Source organism: Bradyrhizobium sp. 142 (assembly GCF_023074015.1).
GTDB lineage: Bacteria > Pseudomonadota > Alphaproteobacteria > Rhizobiales > Xanthobacteraceae > Bradyrhizobium.
In genome coordinates this window covers 152,394-167,398 of record NZ_JADPKQ010000073.1, presented here as the reverse complement: position 1 = coordinate 167,398, position 15,005 = coordinate 152,394, and the positions used below count along the sequence as shown (strand labels likewise).

The window sequence follows — 15,005 nt, the reverse complement described above, 5'->3', positions numbered from 1 at the left end:
TGCCCTGGGAATGGAAGCTCCTGCGCCGAGCCGACAAGCCCGCCGATCAGCAGGCTGCCTGACCTTCTCGCAACGCCATCATAGAGCTCGCCGTGCCCGCGCGCATGCGTCAATCAGGCGGTCTTCGTCGTATGCGTACTGTCTACCTCAGGAACGTAACCGATGCAGCCGCAGTCTCGATACCGGCAGCGCCCTCGCAGTCGGGCTATTCCCCAATGATGATCTGAGCCGGAGTGTTGGCAGTTCTTGCAGAGTGGCATGGGAGAGCGAATCGCTAACGTATGATCGCGGTCACTTCTTTCTTTATTCGTTCATTGTCGTCATGCTCATTTCCGCAACCAGAGCAAATACACTTTCCCATGACGAGCTTGTTAATTGGTAATCGACAAGTGCATGCAGGATCACTGTCGTTATGTGGTTGCGTGCATGCGGGGAACCATGCGCGGTGACGGCTCTATTTGATATTCGCGGTCTCTGCATTTCCCCCGCTGGCACGCAACTGAAATCTAAAAAGACAGATGAAATGAAGTGATGCGGGTCAGTCGTATGCCGCCTTGAGCCGTTCCATACGACGCCTAAGCTCGCTAGTTCCGGAACACTTCTTTCCATTAGTAGCGGCGTGTTTATCGTGACGCTTAATCGAAACTGTCCATCCTGGGATGGTCAGCTCGACAATCGCACTCCGGTAAACTTAAATCCGTACCGCTTTGTGGAACCGCTTTCTCATCTGCATACATTGTCTCACAAGCATGCTTGCTTGCAAGCAAGCTATCGGACACGACGATATTCAGCGTGTTCCGTCAAGTCTACGCCTTCCGAGCTCGGCCTCTGCCGCCCGTTTTTCCTGCGAGCGATGCAATGTGTTTGCGGCGTTCGGGAGAGAGTTTCGTAGCACGCGCTTTTGCTGCTGCCGAGGCGATCTGTTTACGGCGTTCGGCGGAAAGTTTGAGTGAGCGCATATTCCCGCCCATTCTTGCAAATTCTGTAATCGAAAGTGGCCTCTTCACACCGTAATCATATCATGCCCCCATATTCTTATAGGAAGAGCCGTAGCAAAGACGAACCAAGGAACACAATGAGTTCGCCTCCCTGTAACGATGTGCGCCCGCTACACGGGAGACAGCGAAAGAATGAATGGCACTACGGAAGCTGCGGTAAGGAGTAAGAGCGTCGAGAATAATCGGGACGCGGAAGGCCGTTTTTCGCGCGTTCGATTTGGTGCTGAACCAGGCGGCCGAAACGGCAAGCAAGTGAGCCATATTTTAGGAGAGCGCTGGAGTGCTGCGTGACCGTAGATGCGTGAGTGGTTTGTTCGGTGTATTCGGCGCGGCTCACTAAGGTATTAGATAGCAGCAGGCTCGAAGGGCCGACGCATAACGTGACGCCCGTGAGCTATCGGACGCGAGCGCCAGCTCGTGTACGACTAGCTCCTACGGGTGTTCGTTATGCGAGTAGGTACAGACGCCCTTGGGGTTATCGGACAGCTCTGCTGTACGATAGGCCCTTGGGCGACCGCTGATCGGAGCGGCAGATCATGATCAACGTAATCGGCATGGCCGAACAGCGCATGCTGAAAGAAAAAAGAAACAACAACCAACCAACAGGTACTACGTCAGGTTGGAAATGCTGCAAAGTTGGCGGACCCAAGGCACTATGAACACTCAGGAATTTGTTCAACACCCCTGGATCGTGGGCATGGACACGGTATCAAAGGGTATGTGAAGGGGTGTATGCGGGGGCTAAACCAGTCTTCCATTCGGGTGCGGATCTGAACTCGAAAGCGCGCTTTGGCGGGCTTTTCCGACGCGAGGTACCCGTCTCTTTCATGGCGCATCAGATGCGGCTCATCATTTATTACGATATCGCGGGCGAACCCCCTCAGTTGCTCACATCCAAAATCGCGCCTAATCTACTAATCGGGCGGGAATACTCACATTTGAAACATGCCGAACATCCTGCGCCGAAGGTGATTGGAATACTAAAATGGGCAACATCTCAGCAGGAACGGCAACCGTGATAGGTGCCCTCATTGCTGCGATATCGGCTCTTCTCGGGTTATTTATCGGTCAATATCTTACGAGATGGCGGGAGGACCGAACGAAGCGCATTCAACTAACTATAGAGCACGCGGAAAAACAACTGAGCGAGTTTTATTCCCCGCTATTGGCGCTCGTTGAACAGCTTGACACGATTGCGGATGCGTCAGGCGAAATAGAAAAAGCAGATATCGAGGATAGACCAAACATCGATAGAATTATGTGGGAAGACATGTATTCCCCCGTACACGAGGAAATACTTTCAATATTGAAGACGAAGATACACCTCATCGATGGGTTTGATATTAAAAGTAGCTTCACGGAGTATTTTCGCCACTATGCGTCTCAAAAGATTTATTGGCAGCTACTTGCTAAGGATCATCCCGTCCAGGAGATGAAGATCGTTGCTTATCCCGAAGCGTTTTATTGGGATATACGGAATGGACTATCCATTGTTAGCAAGAGATATGAAAATAGCCTTCAAGAACTGCGGAATCGCTTTTTGAGAATTGAGCGCCCTATACCGTCGGATGGCCCGAACAGAAGCTCGTCGAGAAGCGGGGCCTAAGATCAGCGATAGCCACTCACACCTTCGCGCACTCTCACCTCCTTGGCTTCGACCTGAGCGAACGCAGCCCGGCGCCAAATTCATGTTTCGCTCGAATAGTGTTTTTTGGCAAACGCCATATATGCACCGACGGCGACGCAGCAAAGTCCGAGAACGAGCGCGAGAGTTTGTCGATCCATTCAATTGAGAAGTTTTTCTGTCTTGCGATCGAATTTGATGCTGGGATTGTGCTGACGAAGAATGCTCAGGTTCTCTTTTATCGTACGCATCCGGCCAGCACCCCAGGTAGGTGGGATTCTTCGCTGGCGTCACCTCTTCTTTCCAAGGAGATCCTTCAAGGTCGCATTGTCCCGCGTGGCATCTGCGAGAAGCCGCTTCAGCGCAATTTGTAAAGGTCATTCACACAACTCTAGCAGTTCCTTTTCTCTAGTTAGAAGGTCTGACATTATTCTCAGCCTGTTCTTGGTGTGGTCCACAATCAGGACCGGTCCAGCTGCCCATTGGAAACCTGGCCACCCCCTGTACCACCCTCGCACCCATTCCGGCGGGAGATCATTCGCTTTGTCGTTTGACGGTGCTGTCAACCTTTTGTAATGCGCCTGAAATGCTTGGATTCGATCATGCCGCTTGGCGACGTCCTCGAAGACCGCGAGAGCCTGATCGTAAAGCACAGCATATCTATCAAAATAGGAACCGGCCAAATTAATAAGCGAAAAACGATCGTCAGGCTTGAGGTCACCGAGGCCGAATCGATGGATTTCCTCTATTTGGTAGGAATGCCATCTAGTACCGAGACCATGAAGTTTATTTAGCCGAAGAGCGAACTCTCGATTGTAATCCTGTCTTGCGTCAGGATCGCGAAGTTTCTGCGACCCATGCTCATGCTCCATTTGGATCCGTTTGAATTCGTCAAAATCCTTCTCTGATGCAGGCAGAAAATTTAGAATGTAAAGAGTGGCCCCGAGAAATCCGTCAACAGAAGGGATAAACTCTCTGTTCGCACAGTTGGCCAAGCTGAGCTGGTTAAATCGCTTTATCAGTGTCCCAACTTCTGTAGCGTGATCAGGGAAGGCATCGGTTCTCTCGAGTTCATTTGCACGTGCTTTGACGCGCCTCAAGGTATCGACTGTCTTATTTACGGACGCCTTTTCCTTTGGAGGCGGCGCTTGTTTTCCAACGATTCGTTTCGCCGTATGCCAGCGCTCAATCAACTCGGGCGGCGGGTCCTTTCCTGTTATGAGCTTAAAAATACGCTCGGGAATCCCAACTTCTAATCCTTTCCTAATACGAATTTCTACTAGACCTTGAGTGTCCGGCAAACATCCGACACGATCTGCAATTTCCTGACCAATCTCCAGCCGACACTCTGGGTGTGTCATCACAACAATACTGTCGACGTAAACCTTTTCGCGCAGCGACGGATCACGATATGTGAGCCAGCCCTTCAGTTTCTGGGCACATTCCTCTGCCTGTTCTAACGGATTCGCTTCGGAGTCAGGAATCCCCTCCCACGAACCTATGCCGTGACACCTGATCTCACCTTGATGGTTCTTTAGCTCGATAACGATCATTCCTTTTGGTCCGAGCAGGCACGCGTCAATTTCTCTGGGCACGACGGTTCGTGGAACATTGGTTAGGAGTGCCCACTCGTCTTCAAACAGGTGCTCGCTCAGTGTCCTGATGGCATCAACTTCATTGGGTTTTGGCATCCCACAAGATATATGAATGGCCATGAAGTCACCTTCCTTGAAAGGGCAGTTCTGCCGAGAAGTTCGTCTGCGGTCGCAACAACTAGCTAACCCTCATACGTGCGCCCAGACTGTACGTTTTATGCAAGGAAAGACCCCCGACATTCATCGAGGGTCATGAGGCTCATTTGAACAACGCGTTGAATTCAGCCTCAGCTAGTTTAAGTACCTTCCTGCCGAGCGCTTTCAACGTCGGCTTGTGGAATGTGTCGACCTCATATGTGCCGATGCCGTGGGCACGGAAAATTGCTTGGATTGCCCAAGACACCTCTAGAGAGATGTCAGCTGCAATCTCTTTGAGGTGAGTTTCTGAAAAAGTTGGTTGGCACGACATTCAACCTCCCGCTCGATAACAGCCTCCGAACGTCGGAAGCTGTTATTCGAGCGCGAGATCTTGCCTGCGAATAGTATACCACACATGAGCGTTCTGTCGAATTCAGCGTGCATCGACGAAGCGGTCAAAGAGGGCGCATCGGAGATTCATGGGCAGGGACATTTCCACGCGCCATCGCATGGTGGTCATATAGTGTGCCATACCACGGATCGATCCGAGTTCGAAAACAGTGAAAACGCTAATTTTTGGAGAGTATTTCTGCAATGATCGGAAGGTATTTTTTGACCTGCTCCCGGTCGCTCTCTTTTTCCTTCTCAGACAATTCGCGGTAGGGCGTTTCCAGTTGTCGCTCCCACTGTTGCACAAGCTCGGATGGTATCAGAAGCGTCCCATTCGGCTGCTTAACCGCTTTGCTGTGCATGTATCGTTGCCAGTGCGACCACCGCTCGTGTTCGATCTCCGCCAGGCGCTCGATCAGCCCATCGAGGAGCTTCACCGCTTCCTCGGATCTCATAGCAGGCCAGAGTCCACGAGACGGCGATAGTGCTCTCCAAGCGCGGTCAGTTTCATCGTCTTGCTCTCGATCGCCGCGTGATACGGGTGTGGTGCTCCGACAGGCACTGCCAGATTCACACGATTGTACTTCTGCAAGATGGTGAAAATTGGTGTCTTCAGCGGGTCCGCACCTGGATGTTCCGGTTCGTAACCGGGATCGAGTTGAAATTCGTGACCGGGCTGAGGGAAAAACTCAGCGATGCGGCGCAGGTCGGCCAAAGGCAGGGGCGGCTGCACTTTCCGGAGGGACACGAACGTTTTTACATTGGTCTTGAAAACAGGGCGTTGGCTCCAACTACCGAGAGACTGATCGACATGCGCGTACACACTTCCCGGTGTGACCTCGCCTACCAAGTTCGCAGCAGCCCCGCCGAGCGCATCAACCAGAAGGCCCGTGAACAAACCGCCGCCATTCTTCTCGGCCGCATACTGCCCCTTCGTCGAGGCCGCGAGGATCGTCATGCCCTCAGCTATTTCCGAGATTTGCTTATTCGTGTGGCTGTCACCGAGTGCACCACTGTGACAACTATCGAGAATGACGATTTTGTTTCTTGCCGGGCTGTCGTTCGCGAGCGACATGATGTCCGACAGCGGGAGGCCGTCGTCGCCGGTCTTGCAGTCGCCCGCACAGAGATAGCCGCCCGTTGATTCGATGTAACCATGACCGGCGAAGTAGAACAGACTCACATCCGTGTCGTCAGCGAATAGCTCGCGCACTGCGTCCTTGAGCTCGCCGCGCGTCACCACGTCTTTTGGCCCGGTTCCGACAACGATTTTGGTGCCGAAGTTTACCGATCGGTCCGCGTGGCGATCGAGCATCGCTTTTACTTCGTGCGCATCGTTCACGCACCCACCCAAGTTGCGAATGTGCTCGTAGTGGTCGATGCCAACTATTAACGCCTTGCGCATACTTCGCTCCGGCGATCAGAGAGTATCAATCCAGTCCTTGATGTTGTCCCAGGTCCACACCATCGTGTTCACGCCTTCAATATTAGTGCGGTCATCTTTGTACGCCCAAATGCCGCGAACCTTTCTCTTCTCGTCTTTGGCGCACTTGATTTCCCATTTTTGACCGCTTGAAGCGAGCGAGTCTTTGCTAACGATCACGAGCACGCCGTCTGATCGTTGAATGCGCGTACGGACCTTTTTCTTCCATTCTTCGTCGTATGCTTCTTTCACCGACATATCGGTGTACGAAAAAGGCGTCTTGGTATGCAGCGCTTGACCTTTAATCAGATCGCGGATTTTCACGTCTTCGATGGCGAATGCGACGAAAATGACTTTGTCGGTCACGGTGGTGCTCCTACAACCAATGATTCCATGAGTATGGTTGCTCTACTAGCGCGATTCTATTCAGGGAGGGAAGACTGAGAGCTGCACTGGATAAGGGGCCTCCGAGGGCTTGAACGCTCCGTCGAAACTTGTGCTATATCCCAGTCAGCAAAGACCGCCGACACCGTGCCAAAAGCGTGCCACGTAATTTGCTGTCATTCGGAATAAGGTAGCTATATCAGCTGCTTGCGGGCGTAGTTCAATGGTAGAACGGCAGCTTCCCAAGCTGCATACGAGGGTTCGATTCCCTTCGCCCGCTCCATCCTGCTTCGCGCCGAGGCGCTTCGCAGGACTTTGATATTTCGCCAGCGCCAAACAGGATGTCCTTCGAAGCTTCAGTGGAGAACCGATGTTCTCGGTCGCATGCCGCGCAAAGATTCCAATATATTAGCCTCCCGCTCCCGGCGTTCGCGTCCGCCCGCGTTAATCTGCTTTCGCCCTGGCGGATGCGGTCCGGTCGCCGCCGATGTTCGGATGAAAGCCATGGACCTACAAAAATGGACCAGCAAAAGCTCGACCGCGCGATCGGTCGCCGATTGAAGACTGTGAGGACGCAGGCCGGCATGACGCTGAACGAATTGGCTGCGCGTTCCGGCGTCAGCCGGGCGATGATCGGGCGGGTGGAGCGGGCGCAAAGCAGCGCCACGGCTTCGCTGCTCAATAAGCTTTGCGCCGCGCTCGACGTGTCGCTGAGCGATGTTGTGGCGCTCGCCGAAAAACCGCCGGAGCGGCTGGTGCGGCTCGCCGACCAGCCGCACTGGCGCGATCCCGACAGCGGCTACCGCCGGCGCCACGCCTCGCCGACGGATGCGGCGAGCGGCATCGAGGTCATCGTCGTCGACCTGCCGGCCGGCGCGCGGGTGCCGTACAGCCCGTGGGGCCGCAACGCCTTCACCCAGCAGCTCCTGATGCTGGAGGGTGCGATCGCCGTGCACATCGACGCCAAGGCGGTTCGCCTGCGCGAGGGCGACTGCCTGGATTTCGATGTGATGCGCGCGGTGACCTTCGAGAACGAAACCAGACAGGACGCGCGCTACGTCATCATCACGCGGCGCGGCACCTCTTATGGAAAGATGTGAGACCCTGACGATGCAGATCCGCACCGGCGACACCTTTGATCCCCGCGTAGTCGCGCTGTTCGACCATCACATTACGGCCGCGCGGGCGCAGACCGCGCCGGGCAGTGCCCATGCGCTCGACCTTGCAGGGCTGCGCGCCGCTGATGTCGCGTTCTGGACCGGCTGGGACGGCGAGATGCTGGTCGCCACCGGCGCGCTGAAGGCGCTCTCAGTCGATCATGGCGAGGTGAAGTCGATGCACACGGCCCGGGCCGCACGCCAGCGCGGCTTTGGCGGCCGGATGCTGCGCCACATCATCGCGGAAGCCCGCGCGCGCGGCATGACTCGCCTCAGCCTCGAGACCGGCTCATGGGACTATTTCAAGCCCGCGCACGTGCTCTACCGCGCGCACGGCTTTGTCCCGTGTGGTCCGTTCGAGGGCTATGTCGAGGATCCCAACAGCCTGTTCCTGACGCTCGAGTTGAGCGGCGGCTGAGCCCGGCCGGCGCCCCAAGACACTCGCAACTCGAAATTCCGGCGCTTCCCTCAAAATGAGTTGCGTACCTCAGAAAACCTCTGCTAGCCTTCAAGGATGGCCGAGGACACTCTCACCGCCGCCGCGCTGACGCTGAAAGACATCGCCCGCCAGGCCGGTGTCAGCCTGGCGACGGTCGACCGCGTCCTACACAACCGCCCCGGCGTGCGGCCGGATACGATGCGGCGAGTCCAGGAGGCGATCGCGCGCAACGCGTTCCAGCCGCATGTCGCCGCCGCCGAGCTCGCCCGCGGCCGCGCCCGCCGCTTCGCCTTCGTGATGCCGTCGGGGCCGAACCCGTTCATGCAGCAGATCGAGGCCTATCTCGGCGAGATGTCGGGCTGGCTTGCGGCCCGCCGCCTCGGCGTCGAGATGATCGCGACCGACGTGTTCGACCCGTCCGTCCTTGCCGCGTCGCTGGAGGCGCTGGCGGGAGACTATGACGGCGTCGCGGTGGTGGCGCTGGATCATCCGGGCGTCCGCGCCGCGATCAACGATCTGGTCGATGCCGGCACCAAGGTGGTGACGCTGGTGTCGGACGTGCCCTCGTCGCGCCGCCACCACTATGTCGGCATCGACAACATCGCGGCCGGCCGCACCGCCGGCGCGCTGGTCGGGCGGCTTGCCGGCCAAAGCTCCGGCAAGGTCGCGATCCTCGCTGGCTCGCAGGGCCTGCGCGACCACGCCGAGCGCATCTTCGGCTTCACCCAGGTGATGGCCTCGGAGTTTCCCGAGCTCGCCGTGCTGCCGGTGCTCGAGGGGCGTGACGAGGACGATCGCTCGGAACAGGTTTTGGCGCGGATGTTCGGCAAGCATGCTGACATTGTCGGCCTTTATAACGTCGGCGCCGGCACGCAAGGCGTCGCCAAAGCGTTGGGCGATGCTGGCCGCGACAAGCAGGTGGTGTTCGTCGGACACGACGTCACGGCGTTGACGCGCCGGCTGTTGTTGCAGGGCGTGATGGATGCCGCGATCTCGCAGAACCCGGGACACGAAGCGCGCGCCGCCGTGCGCGTGTTGCTGGCGCTCGCGCGCGGCGAGCCGATCCTGCGCGAACAGGAGAAGATCAGGATCGACATCGTAATGCGGGACAATCTGCCCTAGGCGGCAGCGTGGATTTGTGAGGACGGCCCGCGGAACAGGCGACGGAGATCGCCAACCGGGTCAGCACGGGAGGACGAGGCGTGTATCTCGGAATGGACATCGGCACGTCCGGTGTGAAAGCGGTGCTCGTGAGCGAAGCCGGCGCGATTGTCGCGACGGCGGCGCGCGAGCTCGCGCTGTCGCACCCAGCGCCGCTGTGGTCCGAGCAGGATCCCGACGCCTGGGTCGATGCGGCGATCGGCGCCGTCGACGATCTTGCAGCCCATCATCCGCGCGAGGTCGCGCAGGTCCGCGGCATCGGGCTGTCCGGCCAGATGCATGGCGCGACGCTGCTCGGCGAGGATGGTCGTCCGCTGCGCCCGGCGATCCTGTGGAATGACGGCCGCTCGCAGGCCGAATGCGAGCGGCTCGAACGGCGTTGTCCGTCGCTGCATGCGATCGCCGGCAATCTGGCGATGCCCGGATTCACCGCGCCGAAGTTGTTATGGGTCGCGCGCCACGAGCCCGACATCTTCGAGCGCGTCGCAAAAGTGCTGTTGCCCAAGGCCTATGTTCGCTACCGCCTGACCGGCGAGATGGTCGAGGACATGTCGGACGCCGCAGGCACGCTGTGGCTCGATGTCGGCCAGCGCCGCTGGTCCGCGCTTCTGCTGCATGCCACCGGGCTCGATCTGCATCACATGCCGCGGCTCGTCGAGGGCAGCGCGGCCAGCGCGATGCTCGCATCGAGATTCGCGCAGCGCTGGGGCATGACGAAAAATGTCGTGGTCGCCGGCGGCGCCGGCGATTGCGCGGCGAGCGCGATCGGGCTCGGGGCGATCGCACCGGGCGATGCGTTCCTGTCGCTGGGAACGTCCGGCGTGGTGTTCCGCGTCACCGATCGCTTCGTACCGGCGCCGGCCTCCGCCGTGCATGCGTTCTGCCACGCGCTGCCCGGCCTCTGGCACCAGATGGGTGTGATGCTGTCGGCGGCGGCTTCGCTCGCCTGGCTCGCGGGCGTGATGGAAACGCCGGCCGCCGCGCTGCTGGCGCCACTCGGCGAACGCGTCGATGGACCCGGTCCGGTCAAGTTCCTGCCGTATCTCGACGGCGAGCGCACGCCGCACAACGACGCTGCCGCCAGCGGCGCCTTCGTCGGCCTGCGCGGCGCGACCGGGCGCGGACAGATGGTCCAGGCCGTGCTCGAAGGCGTAGCCTTCGCCGCGCGCGACAATCTGGCGGCGCTGAGCGCGGCGAGCGGGCCGATCGCGGAAGTCGATCTGGTCGGCGGCGGCTCGCGCTCGCCTCTATGGGCGCAGATCTGTGCCGACGTGCTCGGCATTCCCGTCCACCGCGTCGAGGAAGGCGAGGTGGGGGCCGCGCTCGGCGCCGCCCGACTCGGCCGCATCGCTGCGACCGGCGAAGACCCGGCCCAGGTCTGTGTTCGCCCGCGGCGGCTCGCGAGTTTCGCGCCGCGCGCGTCCGTCACCTCCGCCTACGACGATGCCTATCGCCGCTGGCGCAATCTCTACCCCGCGTTGAAGGAGCCGATTTAAGTGAACGCGCCAGCCAAATTCTTCGATGCAACCCAACCTGTCGCCTTCGGCGGCAAGGATGCCAAGAGCCCGCTCGCCTTCCGCTGGTACGACAAGGACCGTATCGTGCATGGCCGGCGGCTCGAGGATCATTTGCGCTTTGCGGTCTGCTATTGGCATTCGCTGTGCTGGCCCGGCGGCGATCCGTTCGGCGGCGAGACATTCTTGCGACCCTGGCATCACGGCACCGATCCGATGGCGATGGCGCGGGCGAAGGCCGACATCGCCTTCGAGCTGTTCCGCCTGCTCGATGTGCCCTTCTTTACCTTCCACGACGTCGACGCGGCGCCGGAAGGCGCCTCACTTGCGGAGTCCGTCGCCAACCTCAACGCGATTGCCGATCTGTTCGAACAGAAGATGGCGCAAAGCAAAGTGCGACTGCTCTGGGGCACCGCAAACCTGTTCACGCATCGCCGCTACATGGCGGGCGCCGCGACAAATCCGGATCCCGACGTCTTCGCCTATGCCGCCGGCCAGGTCCGCGCCGCGCTGGAGGTGACGCACCGGCTCGGTGGTCAGAACTACGTGATGTGGGGCGGGCGCGAAGGCTATGAGACCCTGCTCAACACCGATCTCAAGCGCGAGCTCGACCAGCTCGGCCGCTTCGTCGCGCTGGTGGTCGAGCATAAGCACAAGATCGGCTTCAAGGGCCCGATCCTGATCGAGCCCAAGCCGAAGGAGCCGACCAAGCATCAATACGACTTCGACGTCGCCACCTGCTACGGCTTCCTTGAGCGCTACGATCTGCTGAACGACGTCAAGCTCAACATCGAGCAGAACCACGCCATCCTTGCCGGCCACTCCTTCCATCACGAGGTCGCGCTCGCCGAGGCGCTCGGCGTCTTCGGCTCGCTCGACATCAACCGCGGCGACGACCTGCTCGGCTGGGACACCGACCAGTTCGCGATGAACGTGCCCGAGCTCGCGTTGGTATTCCACGAGCTCCTGAATCGCGGCGGCTTCTCCTCGGGCGGGCTCAATTTCGACGCCAAGATCCGGCGGCAGTCGATCGACCCCGATGACTTGATCCATGCCCATGTCGGCTCGATGGACGCCTGCGCGCGCGCCTTCCTTGCCGCGGCCGACATGCTCGATGCCGGCGCCCTCACCGCGCCGCTCGCCGAGCGCTATGGCGGATGGGCGGGCCCTGAAGGCCGCGCCATTCTCGGCGGGCAACGTTCGCTTGCCGATCTCGCCGACCGCGCGCTCAGCCCGGGCTTCGATCCGCAGCCGCGCTCGGGCCGGCAGGAATATCTGGAATCCCTGGTCAACCGCTATGTCTGAGGAAAGGCCGCTGATGGCAAGTACTGGAGCAACCCCGGTCCTGGAACTGACCGGCATCGGCAAGGAATTCGGCGCGATCCGCGCGCTGCACGGCGTCGACATGCACGTGCACCCCGGCGAAGTGGTCGGCCTGATGGGCGACAACGGCGCCGGCAAGTCGACGCTGGTGAAGATCATCGCCGGAAATTTTCGCCCCACCCATGGCGAGGTCCGTTTCGATGGCAACGCGGTCCATTTCTACCGGCCCATCGATGCCCGCGCGGTCGGGATCGAGGTCGTCTATCAGGATCTCGCGCTCGCCGATAACCTCACGGCCGCGGCCAACGTGTTCCTGGGCCGCGAGCTCACGCGCAAGTTCGGGCCGATCGCGCTGCTCGATCACAAGGCGATGGCGTCGCGCGCGCTGAAGCTGTTCGGCGAATTGCGATCGGAGACGCGGCCGGATGATCTGGTCAAGCAGATGTCCGGCGGCCAGCGTCAGGCCGTCGCGATCGCGCGGACGCGGCTTTCCAACGCAAAGCTCGTGATGATGGACGAGCCGACGGCGGCGATCTCGGTACGCCAGGTCGAGCAGGTGCTGAGCCTGATCCACCGCCTGAAGGAGCAGGGCGTTGCCGTCATGCTGATCTCGCACCGCATGCCCGACGTGTTCGCGGTGTGCGACCGTGTCATCGTGATGCGGCGCGGCGAGAAGCGCGCGGACAAGCCGATCCGCGACACCAGTCCCGAGGAAGTCACCGCCCTGATCACCGGCGCGAAGGAGGCGGCGTGATGACCTTGCCCTTGGAAAATCCGATCAGCTTCACCAATATCGGCCGCATCAGATGGTGGCAGCGCGGCATCTTCGCGTCGCAGACCGGCTACGTCCTGCTGGCGCTCGTGGTGCTGATGATCGTGATGCATTTTGCCAGCCCCTATTTCTTCACCGAGGGCAACATGCAGAACGTGGCGAAGAACTTTTCTTTCATCGCCATTGCCACGCTCGGAATCACTTTCGTCATCATCACCGGCGGTATTGATCTCTCCGTCGGCTCGATGATGTGTTTTTCCGCGATGATCACCTCCATGGTCATGGTCGAGCTGTCGGCGCCGGGATCGCACTTCGTCCATTTGGCCGCCGATGGCAAGACGGTCGTCGCCAATGTGCCCGGATTGATCCTTCTGATCTCGGTGCTTGCGGGGCTGTGCACGGCGTTCATCGTCGGGCTCGTCAACGGCTTCTGCATTGCGATGCTCGGGTTGTCGCCCTTCGTCACCACGCTCGGCATGCTCTCGATCGTGCGTGGGCTCGCCTATGTCGTCTCGAACGGCCGTGGCAGCTTTCCGGGCGGCCCCGACGCCGATTATTTCTACGCGCTCACCTCAGGCGATGTGCTCGGCGTGCCCGCGCCCTTCATCTATCTGGTGATACTCGCGGTTGTGATGGCGGTCGTGCTGCATCACACGAGTTTCGGCCGCCACGTCTTCGCGCTCGGCGGCAACGAGAAGGCGGCGGAATTGACTGGCATCCCCGTCGTGCGGGTGAAGATCGAGGTCTATGTAATCTGCGCGCTCGCGGCAGGTCTCCAGGGCATCATCATCTCCGGCTGGCTGGGATCCGCGCCCGCGAACATGGCGACGTCCTACGAGCTCAACGTCATCGCCGCCGCGGTCATCGGCGGCGCCAACCTCGCGGGCGGGCTCGGCGGCCCGTTGGGCGCCATCGTCGGCTGCGTGCTGCTGGAGGTGATCCGCAATGGTCTCGTACTCGCGCAGGTCAACTCCTACTGGCAGCAGACGCTGGTGGGCGTGATCATCATCCTTGCCGTGCTGGTGGACCGCATCCGCTCGCGCATGACTTAACGAGTTACTCCGGAAGGACAACGAAAGATCGTCTATCCGCCTGTCGGAGCATCACATCACAAATGGATAGGCATCAAAGTGTGGAGGGAAAGCAATGAAGAAGCTTCTGTTGGCCGGCGTGACCATCGCGATGATGGCAACCCCGGCATTTGCCCAGACCTACAAGTTCGCCGTCGTGCCCAAGGCGATGAACAACCCGTTCTTCGACGTGGCGCGTGATGGCTGCCTGAAGCGCGCCAAGGAACTCGGCAACGTCGAGTGCATATATAAGGGGCCGATCGAACACGAGCCGGCGACGCAGGCGCAGATCATCCAGGACTTCATCACCCAGAAGGTGGATGGGTTGGCAATCTCGGTTGCCGACGTCGCGGCGATGACCAAGTCGATCGACGCAGCGACCGCCGCCGGCATTCCGGTGATCACGTTCGACGCGGATGCGCCGGGCTCCAAGCGCATCGCTTATATCGGCACCAACAACAAGGACTTCGGTCTCGCGCTCGGCAAGCAATTGGCCCAGCTCAGGCCCGAAGGCGGCAAATATGCGATCGTTTCCGGCGGTCCCGGCGCCAAGAACCTCGCCGAGCGCGTCGACGGCGTCCGTGAGTCGCTGAAGGGCACGAAGTGGGTCGAGGTCCAGGGTTCGCCGACCTTCTGCAACGACGATTCCGCGCTTGCGATTCAGCAGATGTCGGACCTGCGCACGGCGACGCCGGATCTCGGCGCCATCGTGCCGATCGGCGGCTGGCCGATGTTCGCGCCCGAAGGCTACAAGGCCTTCGTCAACAAGAACAAGAAGGATATCGACGCCGGCAAGTTCACGCTCGTCGTCGCCGACACGCTGAAGATGCAACTCGAGCTGCTGCGTGACGGTTACTCCAACGCGCTCACCGGCCAGCGTCCCTTCGAAATGGGCGAGAAGTCGATGGACACCTTGCTGGCGATCAAGAAGGGCCAGAAGGTTCCGGAAGTGATCTATACCGGCCTCGACCTGGTGACGAAGGACAACGTCGCTCAACTGTTAAAGTAGGAGCGCCG

The 15,005-nt window shown here is 59.8% G+C and carries 15 protein-coding genes and 1 tRNA gene; 11 read left to right on the top strand and 5 right to left on the bottom strand.

The genetic code is table 11. From position 1 onward, the window contains the following. The first annotated feature begins 1,534 nt into the window (after positions 1-1,534). Both IVA82_RS48495 and IVA82_RS08305 read left to right on the top strand, forming a co-directional pair. Complete coding sequence (locus IVA82_RS48495; protein ID WP_256469630.1) at positions 1,535-1,657, top strand: hypothetical protein; 123 nt, start codon at positions 1,535-1,537, stop codon at positions 1,655-1,657. A gap of 326 nt (positions 1,658-1,983) precedes the next feature. Continuing rightward, complete coding sequence (locus IVA82_RS08305; protein ID WP_247389035.1) at positions 1,984-2,604, top strand: hypothetical protein; 621 nt, start codon at positions 1,984-1,986, stop codon at positions 2,602-2,604. Between the two features lie 395 nt (positions 2,605-2,999). Here IVA82_RS08305 and IVA82_RS08300 read toward each other — a convergent pair whose 3' ends face one another. From IVA82_RS08300 to IVA82_RS08280, 5 genes are all read right to left on the bottom strand, one after another. Next, positions 3,000-4,337 (bottom strand): nuclease-related domain-containing protein, encoded by a 1,338-nt coding sequence (locus IVA82_RS08300; protein ID WP_247389034.1) that lies wholly within the window; start codon positions 4,335-4,337, stop codon positions 3,000-3,002. A 139-nt stretch (positions 4,338-4,476) separates the two neighbouring features. Next, on the bottom strand, positions 4,477-4,686 hold the full coding sequence (locus tag IVA82_RS08295; protein WP_247389033.1) for a hypothetical protein: 210 nt from the start codon (positions 4,684-4,686) through the stop codon (positions 4,477-4,479). 238 nt (positions 4,687-4,924) lie between these two features. Continuing rightward, positions 4,925-5,182: a hypothetical protein gene (locus IVA82_RS08290; RefSeq protein WP_247389032.1), complete on the bottom strand. Its 258-nt coding sequence runs from the start codon at positions 5,180-5,182 to the stop codon at positions 4,925-4,927. A 14-nt stretch (positions 5,183-5,196) separates the two neighbouring features. Next, positions 5,197-6,150, bottom strand: coding sequence for a caspase family protein (locus IVA82_RS08285; protein ID WP_247493235.1), 954 nt, complete (start codon positions 6,148-6,150; stop codon positions 5,197-5,199). A 15-nt stretch (positions 6,151-6,165) separates the two neighbouring features. Next, entirely contained in the window at positions 6,166-6,534 is a 369-nt protein-coding gene (locus IVA82_RS08280; protein ID WP_247389030.1) for a hypothetical protein, read from the bottom strand. Between the two features lie 227 nt (positions 6,535-6,761). Here IVA82_RS08280 and IVA82_RS08275 point away from each other — a divergent pair. From IVA82_RS08275 to IVA82_RS08235, 9 genes are all read left to right on the top strand, one after another. Next, positions 6,762-6,835, top strand: a tRNA-Gly gene (locus IVA82_RS08275). Positions 6,836-7,070: 235 nt separating this feature from the next. Further along, on the top strand, positions 7,071-7,652 hold the full coding sequence (locus tag IVA82_RS08270; protein WP_148740093.1) for an XRE family transcriptional regulator: 582 nt from the start codon (positions 7,071-7,073) through the stop codon (positions 7,650-7,652). Positions 7,653-7,662: 10 nt separating this feature from the next. Beyond that, entirely contained in the window at positions 7,663-8,127 is a 465-nt protein-coding gene (locus IVA82_RS08265; RefSeq protein WP_247389028.1) for a GNAT family N-acetyltransferase, read from the top strand. A 96-nt stretch (positions 8,128-8,223) separates the two neighbouring features. After that, positions 8,224-9,270 carry a LacI family DNA-binding transcriptional regulator gene (locus IVA82_RS08260; protein WP_247389027.1) on the top strand — a complete coding sequence of 349 codons (1,047 nt, stop codon included), beginning with the start codon at positions 8,224-8,226 and terminating at the stop codon, positions 9,268-9,270. Positions 9,271-9,350: 80 nt separating this feature from the next. Beyond that, positions 9,351-10,805 carry a xylulokinase gene (gene xylB, locus IVA82_RS08255; RefSeq protein WP_247389026.1) on the top strand — a complete coding sequence of 485 codons (1,455 nt, stop codon included), beginning with the start codon at positions 9,351-9,353 and terminating at the stop codon, positions 10,803-10,805. Continuing rightward, on the top strand, positions 10,806-12,128 hold the full coding sequence (xylA, locus tag IVA82_RS08250; RefSeq protein ID WP_247389025.1) for a xylose isomerase: 1,323 nt from the start codon (positions 10,806-10,808) through the stop codon (positions 12,126-12,128). A gap of 13 nt (positions 12,129-12,141) precedes the next feature. Then, complete coding sequence (locus tag IVA82_RS08245) at positions 12,142-12,900, top strand: ATP-binding cassette domain-containing protein (RefSeq protein ID WP_247389024.1); 759 nt, start codon at positions 12,142-12,144, stop codon at positions 12,898-12,900. Continuing rightward, positions 12,900-13,970, top strand: coding sequence for an ABC transporter permease (locus tag IVA82_RS08240; RefSeq protein ID WP_247389023.1), 1,071 nt, complete (start codon positions 12,900-12,902; stop codon positions 13,968-13,970). Before IVA82_RS08245 ends, IVA82_RS08240 begins: the two co-directional genes overlap by 1 nt. 94 nt (positions 13,971-14,064) lie before the next feature. Beyond that, positions 14,065-14,997 carry a sugar-binding protein gene (locus tag IVA82_RS08235; protein ID WP_148740105.1) on the top strand — a complete coding sequence of 311 codons (933 nt, stop codon included), beginning with the start codon at positions 14,065-14,067 and terminating at the stop codon, positions 14,995-14,997. Positions 14,998-15,005 lie beyond the last annotated feature (8 nt).

Excerpts from the sequence above, each read along its gene's own strand:
- IVA82_RS08270 (WP_148740093.1), top strand. The coding sequence starts at position 7,071 with ATGGACCAGCAAAAGCTCGACCGCGCGATCGGTCGCCGATTGAAGACT.
- IVA82_RS08295 (WP_247389033.1), bottom strand. The coding sequence starts at position 4,686 with ATGTCGTGCCAACCAACTTTTTCAGAAACTCACCTCAAAGAGATTGCA.
- IVA82_RS08305 (WP_247389035.1), top strand. The coding sequence starts at position 1,984 with ATGGGCAACATCTCAGCAGGAACGGCAACCGTGATAGGTGCCCTCATT.
- IVA82_RS08260 (WP_247389027.1), top strand. The coding sequence starts at position 8,224 with ATGGCCGAGGACACTCTCACCGCCGCCGCGCTGACGCTGAAAGACATC.
- IVA82_RS08245 (WP_247389024.1), top strand. The coding sequence starts at position 12,142 with ATGGCAAGTACTGGAGCAACCCCGGTCCTGGAACTGACCGGCATCGGC.
- IVA82_RS08265 (WP_247389028.1), top strand. The coding sequence starts at position 7,663 with ATGCAGATCCGCACCGGCGACACCTTTGATCCCCGCGTAGTCGCGCTG.
- IVA82_RS08240 (WP_247389023.1), top strand. The coding sequence starts at position 12,900 with ATGACCTTGCCCTTGGAAAATCCGATCAGCTTCACCAATATCGGCCGC.
- IVA82_RS48495 (WP_256469630.1), top strand. The coding sequence starts at position 1,535 with ATGATCAACGTAATCGGCATGGCCGAACAGCGCATGCTGAAAGAAAAA.
- IVA82_RS08300 (WP_247389034.1), bottom strand. The coding sequence starts at position 4,337 with ATGGCCATTCATATATCTTGTGGGATGCCAAAACCCAATGAAGTTGAT.
- IVA82_RS08285 (WP_247493235.1), bottom strand. The coding sequence starts at position 6,150 with ATGCGCAAGGCGTTAATAGTTGGCATCGACCACTACGAGCACATTCGC.
- IVA82_RS08235 (WP_148740105.1), top strand. The coding sequence starts at position 14,065 with ATGAAGAAGCTTCTGTTGGCCGGCGTGACCATCGCGATGATGGCAACC.